A 9,376-nucleotide genomic window follows, 5' to 3' on the forward strand; every position below is an offset into this window, starting at 1 on the left:
CGCCGTGAACGATGCGATCCGACCTGAACACCACGCGGGGGCCGCCGACGCCGCGGCGCTGCGGGCACGGCTGCGGCACGTCTACTGGATCGGTGGCGGAAGCGGTGCGGGCAAGTCGACCATCGCCCGGCGCATAGCGGCCCGACACGGTCTGCGGCTCTACGCGACCGATGAGGTGATGCCGGATCACGCCGGTCGCAGCACGCCCGAAGACAGCCCGTTCCTGAGCGAGTTCCAGGCCATGGACATGGACGAGCGATGGGTCGACAGATCTCCGGAGACCATGCTGGAGACGTTCCACTGGTTTCGGGGGGAAGGCTTTCACCTGATCGTCGAAGATCTCCTTCGCCTCCCGGAAAAACCCGGTGTGATCGTCGAGGGCTTCCGGCTGTTGCCGCACCTCGTGATGCCTCTCCTCACCACGCCCAGTCAGGCCGTCTGGCTCCTTCCGACGCCCGGCTTCCGCCGGGCCGCGATCGACAGCAGGGGCTCGACGTGGGACATCGCCCGCAAGACCGGTGATCCGGAGAGGGCCCTGCGTAACCTGCTGGAGCGCGATCGGATGTTCACCGAACGGCTCTACGAGCAAACGAGGTCTCTCCAGCTGCGCGTCATCGAGGTCGACATCACGATGACCGAGGATGACCTGGCTGGGCGCGTGACGGAAGCGCTCAGGCTGTGAGCCGGGACAGCGCAGGCCCCCGCCAATCCGTCTCGCCGTCGGACGGGGGAGGTCTTCGACGATCCCGGTCTCGAACTCGCGGGTGAACGACCGGCGAGGGCGCGGTTTCCTCTTCTCCACGCCCTCCATTCCCCGAGCTGACGTGTTGTCGCCGAAAGTCTGCCGGGGACCGCGTGCTCAGCGGACGGTGCGGAAGAAGGCGCGCAGCTCGTCCACGAACAGGTCGGGGACCTCGAGCGCGGCGAAGTGCCCGCCGCGGTCGTACTCGGTCCAGCGGGTGATGTTGTTCAGCGGTTCGGCGAAGGGGCGGATCGCGATGTCCTCGGCGAAGTTGGCCACGCCGGTGGGCACCCGGGAAGGCGTGGGCCAGCTGCCGGTGTGCATGGACTCGTAGTACATCTGGGCCGAGGACGTGCCGGTGTTGGTCAGCCAGTAGATCATCGCGTGGGTGACGACATGGTCGGCTCCGATCGAGCCCGCGGGGTGGGCCCAGTCGTGGAACTTCTCGCCGATCCAGGCGAGCTGGCCGACCGGGGAGTCGGCCAGGCCGAAGCCGAGCGTGTGCGGGCGGGTGGCCTGGATCTGGAAGTAGCCGTTGCCGTCGGAGAGGAATCGGTTCATCCGGTCGAGCCTGACCTGCTCGGCGTCGGTGAGCACCGTGTCGGCGGGCACGTCGCCGAACGGGATGAACCCGACGGTGGCCGCGTTGACGTGCACGCCCGCGACGCGTTCGGGGTCCACCCGCCCGAGATCGGGCGCGATGATTGCGCCGAAGTCGCCGCCCTGTGCCCCGTACCTGTCATAGCCGAGCCGGGCCATCAGCTCGGCGTAGGCGGTGGCGATGCGGCGCGAGTCCCAGCCCGCCGCGGCCGGGCCGGTGAACCCGAAGTTCGGGTGCGAGGGGATCACGAGGTGGAAGGCGTCGGCCGGGTCGCCGGGGTTGGTCAGCGGCTCGATCACCTCCAGGAACTCCGCGATCGACCCGGGCCAGCCGTGCGCGAGGATCAGCGGGAACGCCTGCGGGTGGGGTGAGCGGACGTGCAGGAAGTGCAGGTCGATCCCGTCGATGTGGGTGGTGAACTGCGGGTGGCTGTTGAACCGCTTCTCCGTCGCGCGCCAGTCGTACGTCGTGGCCCAGTACTCGGTCAGCTCCTTCAGGTGATCCAGCGGCACGCCGCGGCTCCAGCCGACGTCCGGGATCTGGCCGGGCCAGCGAACGGCGGACAGCCGCCGCCGCAGGTCGTCCAGCTCCGATTGCGGGATGTGGACCTGGAACGGCGTGATGTCGCTGTTCAACACATGACTCCTCCGTGTCGGCACGAAGCGCTCGGCCTCGCGCGTGGGGTGGTGCCCTGGCTGGGCGTGTGCACGTCGCGGGGCCCGGTCACGAGCCCGCCCGAAGACCCACGAGCCGGTGTTCCGGGCGAAGGACGTGCTGAAACCGCGCCGTCCGGAGTCCGCTCCGGTCAGCGGCGGCGACTGAGACGATCATGTCAGCCAACGAGGTCAGTTACTGTCCTCGTTGCGACGCACAATGGGGGCATGCTCGAAACATCCGCCCGGTTGCTCCGGCTGTTGTCGTTGTTGCAGCAGCGCCGGGACTGGACCGGTCCGCAGCTGGCCGAGCGGCTGGGGGTGACGGTGCGCACCGTGCGCCGTGACGTCGATCGGCTGCGCGAGCTCGGCTATCCGGTGCACGCCACGATCGGGAACGTCGGCGGATACCGGCTGGGCGCCGGGGCCGCCATGCCGCCGCTGCTGCTCGACGACGAGGAGGCCGTCGCGGTCGCGGTGGGGTTGCGCACCGCGGCCAACGCCGCGGTGGCCGGGATCGAGGAGACGTCGGTACGGGTTCTGGCGAAACTGGAACAGATCCTGCCTCCCCGGCTGCGTTACCGGGTCTCGACGCTGGACGCGGCCATCGTGGCCCAGCACCGGCCGGGCGCCGTCGTCTCGGCCGAGGCGCTGACCACGATCGCCGCGGCCTGCCGCGACCACCAGCGGCTGCGCATGGACTACCGCGGCCATGACGGCGCCGAGAGCACCCGCACGGTCGAGCCGCACAAGCTCGTCCACGCCGGGCGCCGCTGGTACCTGGTGGCCTACGACCTCGGCCGGGCGGACTGGCGGACCTTCCGGGTCGACCGGCTGCGGCCCCGGACCCCGGCCGGACCCCGGTTCGGCCCCCGCGAGCCGCCCGCCGACGACATCGGCGGGTACGCGTCCTGGGCCGTGGGCGTCGGCCGGTACCGCCACCGGGCGCGGTTCACCATGTACGCCCCGGCGGCACTGGTGGCCGAACGGGTGTCGGCCGAAACAGGGGTGATCGAAGCGGTCGACGAGCGCAGCTGCACCCTGTGGGTCGGCTCGAACTCCCTCGACGGGCTCGCCCTGCACGTGACCCTGCTCGGCTTCGACTTCACCGTCCACGAACCGGCCGAGCTCGCCGAGCGCTTCAGGACACTGCACGCGCGCATCGGCCACGCGCTCGGCCCGCCACCTGCTATGGACGGCCCGTCACCGGCTGCGCTCGGCCCGCCACCCGCTGGTGGCCCGTCGCCGGCCGCGAGCGGTCCACCGGCCGGATGACCGGGACGCCGCCGGATCCCGGCCATGATCGCGGGCCGTCCTCCCTGGTCAGGAGTCAAGCCGTTTTTTCTACAGTCCCCCCTCAGGGGGTGTGAACTCAGCGCCGTCTCTCCCTCTTCACAGGACGCGGGTCACGCGGCTGGCATGGCGGAACGCGCCCGGCTGCAGCCCGTTGTCCAGGGCACTCGCAACGCTCAGCATCTGCAGCGGCAGAATCTCGGCGATCGGCCGGGCCGCGCCGGTGAGGGCGGGGGCCGCGAGGTTCACCCCGGGCCCCTCGCCCGGCCCGACCCAGAGCACCTGCCCGTCGCGGTCGAGAATGTCCTGCGCCATGCGCCGGTTGAGCGGCGCCGTCGCCCGCGCCCCCGCCAGCATGACGGCCGTGAAGCGGTCGTCCACGAGGTCGAGCGGGCCGTGACGGAACTCGCTGGTGGCCAGCGCCTCCGCGTGCACCTTGCCCGCCTCCTTCACGAGCAGCGCCCCGGTGCGCGCCGACGCCAGCGACGGGCCGCGGCCCAGCACCACGAATGTGCGACTGGCCAGTTCCAGCGGGCGGGCGACGTCAAGGTGATCGTCGAGGGCCTCGACGTACCGCCGCACCTCGGACACGGCAGGCGTGAAGTCCGCTGAATGATCTTCGCCGAGCGCGGCGTCCACCAGGCGCGCGCCGGCCACGATCGTGTTGATGTACGTCCCCGTGCCGGCTGTGTCCTCGCGCGCGGCCCCTACGTGGAGGGGATAGACGACGTCCGCGCTGCGAGCGAGCGGCGAGCTCAGGTTGTTCACCACCGCCAGGATCGCGGGGCGCTTCGGGCCGAGCGTGTCGAGCAGGGCGAGCACCTCCGCCGACTCACCCGACTGCGAGACGACCACCAGCAGCTTGTCGGGGGTGAGAAGGCCGGGCGCGTAGTTGATCAACTCGGCGGTCTCGACGATCCAGGCGGGCACGCCGGCCGATACGAGCCTCAGCCACGCCGGGTAGGACGCGAACGGCCCCGAGCCCATGCCGGTGAACACGATGCCGCTGTAGCGCGCCAGCCGGTCGCGCACCAGGTGGCAGACGTCGTCGGGGATCGGGGAGTCGAGGATGGCGCCGAGGGTGTGGACCTGTTGGGCGATGCCGCGCACGTATGGAGGCGTCATGTCGAAGGAGGAGTTCACGTGGCAAACTTATCACCTTCCTGTTACATCCAAAGTTTTTTCTGTTCGCTTCTTGCCATAAATGTTTGAATGAACATAACCTCTCCGCCATGACATCCTCACTGGCAGAGCCGTTGCTTGAGGCGCGCAACGTCGTGAAGACGTTCGGTCACGTGCAGGCGCTGCGCGGCGCCGACTTCGCGGTCGGTGCGGGCGAAGTGGTCGCACTGATGGGCGACAACGGCGCGGGCAAGAGCACCCTCATCAAGATCCTTTCCGGTGTCCAGCCCCCGACCAGCGGCGAAGTCCTAATGGACGGCGAGCCTGTCGAGCTGCGAAGTCCCGACGCCGCTCGCGCCCTGGGGATCGAGACCGTCTACCAGGACCTCGCGCTCGCCGACTCCCTCGACGCGGCCAGCAACCTGTTCCTCGGAAGGGAACACATGCGCTCCGGACTACTCGGGCGCCTCGGCTTTCTCGACAAGAAGACCATGCGCAGCGAGGCCGCGCGGGTCTTCAACGAGTTGTCGGTGACGGTCACACCGGGCGGGCAGACGGTCCGCGGCATGTCCGGCGGCCAGCGTCAGGGGGTCGCCGTCTGCCGCGCCGTCATGTGGGCCAACCGCGTCGTCTTCATGGACGAGCCCACGGCCGCGCTGGGCGTGGCCCAGACCAGGAATGTCCTCGACCTCATCAAACGGGTGCGTGACCGGGGCATCGCGGTCGTCCTCATCAGCCACAGCGTCCCCGACGTGCTGGACGTCGCCGACCGGATCGAGGTGCTGCGGCTCGGGCGGCGCGTCGCCCGGCTCGACGCCCGCGTCACCAACACCCAGGAAGTGGTCGCCGCCATCACCGGCGCGCGCCAGGAGGAGATGAGATGAGTCCCCCAAGTGCCGCCACGGTGGCCCCGGCCACCGTGGCGGAGTCCCCGCGCGCTCGGCTGACCGGCCTCCTGCTACGTCCGAGCACGGTCACGTTCATCATTCTGGTCGTGATCGTCGCCGTGTTCGCGACCATCGCGCCCGTCTCGTTCACCAGCGTGAGCAACACGCGGGCCATCCTCACCGACGCCTCGATCCTGCTCATCCTCTCCATCGCGATCAACTTTCCGATGATCACGGCAGGCATCGACCTCTCGACCGGCTCGGTGCTGGTGTTCTCCGGAGTGATGTCGGTCAAGGCCATGCAGGCGTTCGGCGGCGACGGCCCCGGGGTGGCCGTCCTCGGTGGCGTCGTCGCGGTCGCCAGTGGCCTGGGCTGGGGTGTGCTGCACGGCGTGCTCGTCGCGTATGGGCGAATCCCGGCCTTCATCGCGACGCTGGGCACTCTCGGTGCGGCGCTCGGGCTCTCCTACATCATCACGGGCGGGTTCGACCTGCAGGACGTGCCGTCCTCGGTCACCTCCATCGGGTCGCAGCGCCTGCTCGGAGTGCCGTGGCTCGTGGTGGCGGCCGCGGTCGTCGCCATCGTCTTCGGGGTGTTGCTGCAGGCCACCCGCTTCGGCCGCCACACGTACGCCATCGGCGCCAGTCAGGAGGCCGCCCGACGCGCCTCCATCAACGTCAACCTCCACCTCGTGAAGGTGTATGTCATCGCGGGCGGGCTCACCGGCCTGGCCGGGTTCCTGTCACTCGCCCGGTTCGCCACCACCACCCTCGCCGGGCACGCCACCGACAACCTCCAAGCCGTCACCGCCGTCGTCCTCGGCGGCACCAGCCTGTTCGGCGGAACGGGCGCCATCGTCGGCACCGTCGCCGGCGTCTTCATCCCCACGGTGCTGCAGAACGGGTTCGTCGTCACGGGCGTGACGCCCTACTGGCAGCAGGTCGCCGTGGGCGTCGTCCTCATCGCCGCCGTCTACCTCGACAAGATCCGCCGCAGCCGCTCCGTCTGAACGGCCATACCCCGAAGGAAACCCATGAAGCCGTCCCTGCGTGCCATCGGACACGCCGCCCTCGTCACGTCCGTGATCGCGGGCCTCGCCGCCTGCGGCGCCGCGGAACGCTCCAACGGCGCGGCCACGGCCGCCGCCTCCGCCAACATGTCCCTCATCGTGGGCAACCTCGGCGACGCCTACTACCAGTCACTCATGTGCGGGGCCAAGAAGGAGGCCGCGGCCAAGGGCGTCGCGCTCGAACTGCTGGGGCCGAAGGCGTTCGACACCTCGCAGCAGGTACCCATCGTCAACGGCGCCACCGCGAAGAAGCCGGACGCCATCATCATCGCGCCGACCGACTCCAAGGCTCTCCTGCCCCCGCTCCAGCAGGCGCACCAGGACGGCTCCAAGATCGTCACAGTGGACACGACGCTCGACGACACCTCGTTCCTGTCCTCCCAGATATCCGCCAACTGGACGCAGATGGGGACGCTCGGTGCTCAGGAGCTCGCCAAGGCCATCGGTGACAGGGGAACCGTCCTGGCGATCTTCTCGCCGCCCGGCGTCACCACCAACGATCTAGGACGCAAGGCGTTCCTCAAGGAGATGACGAAACACCCCGACATCGAGCCGGTCATCCAGTACAGCCAGGGCGACGCGGGCAAGTCCGCCTCGATCGTGACCGCGGCGCTGGCCCGGCACCCCGGGCTGGCAGGTGTGATGACCTTCAACGGCGGCGACGCCGAAGGCGCGGTCACCGGACTCCGTGAGGCGGGAAGGGCCGGAAAGATCCCCCTGGTGGCCGGAGGCGCCCGCGAGTATCAGGTCGGGTTGCTCAGGGACGGCATCGCCAAGGCGCTCCTCGTGCCCGCGCCGTCGAAGATCGGCGCCGCCGCGGTGGACCAGGCGCTGGCGGCGGCGAAGGGCTCGGCCACGCAGCCGACCGTCGACACGGACATCGTCGTCGCCACTCTCGACAACATGGACGATCCCGCCATTGCCCAGTCGTTCTACGTGCCCTGCTGACCCGGCTGACGACGGCGCGGGCGCGTCGAAGGTGCGCCCGCGCCGTCGTCGGACGGCTACCGTGCGCCGCCCCGCGTCCCGCCGACCGGCACTACGCTGAACACGATCACTCACCGGAGGAACGTGATGAAGAAGTCCGACCGGCACCGCCTCATCCTGGATGTGATCCAGCGGACCGGCCGTCTACGCATCTCCGACATCGCCCGAGAGAGCGGCATGACCGAGATGACCATCCGCCGCGACCTGGAGGCACTGGAGCAGGCCGGTGCGCTCAGCCGTGTCCATGGCGGAGCCGTCTCCATCGTCTCGCAGAGCCACTCGCCGCGCTATCAGGCACGCATCCTCAACAACGCCGAGAACAAGCAACACATCGGCAAGGCCGCCGCCGAGCAGATCCGCGAGGGCGAGACGATCATCCTGGACGCCGGGTCCACCACCGCGAACGTCGCCCGCGCCCTCCTCGGAAGGCGCAACATCCGCGTCCTCACCGTGGACCTGCGCATCGCCTCCGAACTCGCCGACGACCCCGGCCTCACCGTCCTGCTCGCGGGCGGCGTGGTGAGACCGGTGGAGCACACGCTGTACGGCACCGAGACGCAGCGCGCGTTCGCCGAGTACAACTTCGACACCTACATCATGAGTGCGAGCGGCCTGGACGCGGTCAACGGCGTCACCGAGTACAACCCCGACGACGCGTTCGTCAAGCGTTCCGCCCTGGCCGGCGCCCGCCGCACCATCCTGGTCGCCGACGGCGGCAAGTTCGGCGTCACGACGTACGCGAAGGTGTGCGGCCTGGACGACGTCGACATCGTCGTCACCGATGAGCAGGGCGCCGCGACCGAGACAGCCCGCGCGGCCGAGAGCGCCGGCACCCGGATCGTGATCGCCTGACATGGGCCGGCCCACAGCCATCGCCGGCGTCGACGTCGGCGGCACGAAGATCGCCGTCGGCGTTCTGCACGCCGACGGCACCAGCACCCGGATAGGGGTCGAGCCGACCGTCCGCGGCACGGGCGAGGCCAACGCCGCCACCGTGCGCACGTTGCTCCGCCGGGCCTGCGACACCTTCGCCATCGTGGCCGTCGGCCTTTCCGTCACCACCACGGTCGATGGCGACGGCCGCTTTCGCGACCTCACCTCCTGGATCGGCTGGCGCGGCTGGACGCCCGCCGACGTCCTGGGCGACACGCCCTGCGAGCTCCGGGACAGCGGCTCCGTCATCGCCGCGAACGACGCCGCCTGCGGTGCCCTGGCCGAATGGTCGCTCGGCGCCGGGCGCGGCGCGAACGACACCCTCTTCGTCAGCCTCGGCACCGGCCTGTCGCACTCGCTCGTGCACGACGGTCGAGTACTGACCGGCGCACATGGCGGCGCGCTCTTCAGCGGGTACGCGCCTCCGGCACGCTGCCCCTGGCCGACGTGCGAGGCAGGCACCGTGGAAGACATCTGCTCCGGTCCCGCACTGGCGGAGGCGTACCAGGGGCCGGGCGCGAGAGACGCCAGACCCGTCCTGGACGACGCCCGTGACGGAGTTCCCGCCGCCGGAGACGTCGTGGACCACGCGGCCTGGCACCTCGGCGCGTACCTCGCCGGACTGGTCCAGTCGTACGACCCCGAGGTGGTCGTCATCGGCGGAGGGCTGGGCACCGGCGCGCCCGGTTACGTCGAGTCGGCCGTGCGCATCGCCCGCGACCTCATCCGGCTGCCCTTCGCGTCCCGCGTTCCCTTCACGCCCGCGGCACTCGGCGCCGACTCCGGCTGGCTGGGCGCCGCCCTCACCGCCGCTCACGGGTGAGACCCCGCGTAGCGGTGGGTGGCCGAGGTCCGATGGGCCAAAGCTCGGGCGTCTTCGGCTGAATCACCGTTTCGCGGGCGGCCTGCTCCACAGTGGCAGGCTCGATACCGCTCGCCCACGACAGGAGCCGGGCTGCTACCTGCTACCGAATGCGGGCCAGTGCTCCGGCCTTCAGGCCGGGGGTGAAGGCCCGCGCGGGAGGGCCGCTAGGCCCGAGCGTGCCCTAACTCGGCCGGTTTTGCTGCTCGATGTACTGGCGCAGAAC

At 70.2% G+C, this 9,376-nt stretch carries 9 protein-coding genes; 7 read left to right on the top strand and 2 right to left on the bottom strand.

All coding sequences use genetic code 11. The annotated features are described in order from the left end of the window. Window positions 1-4: 4 nt before the first annotated feature. Window positions 5-682: a hypothetical protein gene (locus tag ACFFRH_RS28400; RefSeq protein WP_344744519.1), complete on the top strand. Its 678-nt coding sequence runs from the start codon at window positions 5-7 to the stop codon at window positions 680-682. Between the two features lie 177 nt (window positions 683-859). Here the strand turns inward: ACFFRH_RS28400 and ACFFRH_RS28405 are convergent, their stop codons facing one another. Further along, window positions 860-1,981 carry an epoxide hydrolase family protein gene (locus tag ACFFRH_RS28405; RefSeq protein ID WP_386160829.1) on the bottom strand — a complete coding sequence of 374 codons (1,122 nt, stop codon included), beginning with the start codon at window positions 1,979-1,981 and terminating at the stop codon, window positions 860-862. A gap of 243 nt (window positions 1,982-2,224) precedes the next feature. Between ACFFRH_RS28405 and ACFFRH_RS28410 the strand changes: the two genes are divergently transcribed. Further along, window positions 2,225-3,271, top strand: a complete 1,047-nt coding sequence (locus ACFFRH_RS28410) for a helix-turn-helix transcriptional regulator (RefSeq protein ID WP_386160831.1) — start codon at window positions 2,225-2,227, stop codon at window positions 3,269-3,271. A 117-nt stretch (window positions 3,272-3,388) separates the two neighbouring features. Here the strand turns inward: ACFFRH_RS28410 and ACFFRH_RS28415 are convergent, their stop codons facing one another. Beyond that, complete coding sequence (locus ACFFRH_RS28415) at window positions 3,389-4,432, bottom strand: SIS domain-containing protein (protein ID WP_344744521.1); 1,044 nt, start codon at window positions 4,430-4,432, stop codon at window positions 3,389-3,391. Between the two features lie 89 nt (window positions 4,433-4,521). Here ACFFRH_RS28415 and ACFFRH_RS28420 point away from each other — a divergent pair, with 89 nt between their 5' ends. The 5 genes from ACFFRH_RS28420 (at window position 4,522) to ACFFRH_RS28440 (ending at window position 9,111) form a co-directional block, all read left to right on the top strand. Then, window positions 4,522-5,295, top strand: a complete 774-nt coding sequence (locus ACFFRH_RS28420; protein ID WP_344744522.1) for an ATP-binding cassette domain-containing protein — start codon at window positions 4,522-4,524, stop codon at window positions 5,293-5,295. Next, complete coding sequence (locus tag ACFFRH_RS28425) at window positions 5,292-6,308, top strand: ABC transporter permease (RefSeq protein ID WP_344744523.1); 1,017 nt, start codon at window positions 5,292-5,294, stop codon at window positions 6,306-6,308. The genes ACFFRH_RS28420 and ACFFRH_RS28425 overlap by 4 nt, the downstream gene beginning before the upstream one ends. A gap of 24 nt (window positions 6,309-6,332) precedes the next feature. After that, complete coding sequence (locus tag ACFFRH_RS28430; protein WP_344744525.1) at window positions 6,333-7,316, top strand: substrate-binding domain-containing protein; 984 nt, start codon at window positions 6,333-6,335, stop codon at window positions 7,314-7,316. Window positions 7,317-7,442: 126 nt separating this feature from the next. Continuing rightward, complete coding sequence (locus tag ACFFRH_RS28435) at window positions 7,443-8,207, top strand: DeoR/GlpR family DNA-binding transcription regulator (protein ID WP_344744526.1); 765 nt, start codon at window positions 7,443-7,445, stop codon at window positions 8,205-8,207. A 1-nt stretch (window position 8,208) separates the two neighbouring features. Further along, window positions 8,209-9,111 (top strand): ROK family protein, encoded by a 903-nt coding sequence (locus ACFFRH_RS28440; protein WP_344744528.1) that lies wholly within the window; start codon window positions 8,209-8,211, stop codon window positions 9,109-9,111. Window positions 9,112-9,376: the final 265 nt, after the last annotated feature.

The sequence above is a fragment of the Streptosporangium vulgare genome (genome assembly GCF_042428775.1).
Taxonomy (GTDB): Bacteria; Actinomycetota; Actinomycetes; order Streptosporangiales; family Streptosporangiaceae; genus Streptosporangium; species Streptosporangium vulgare.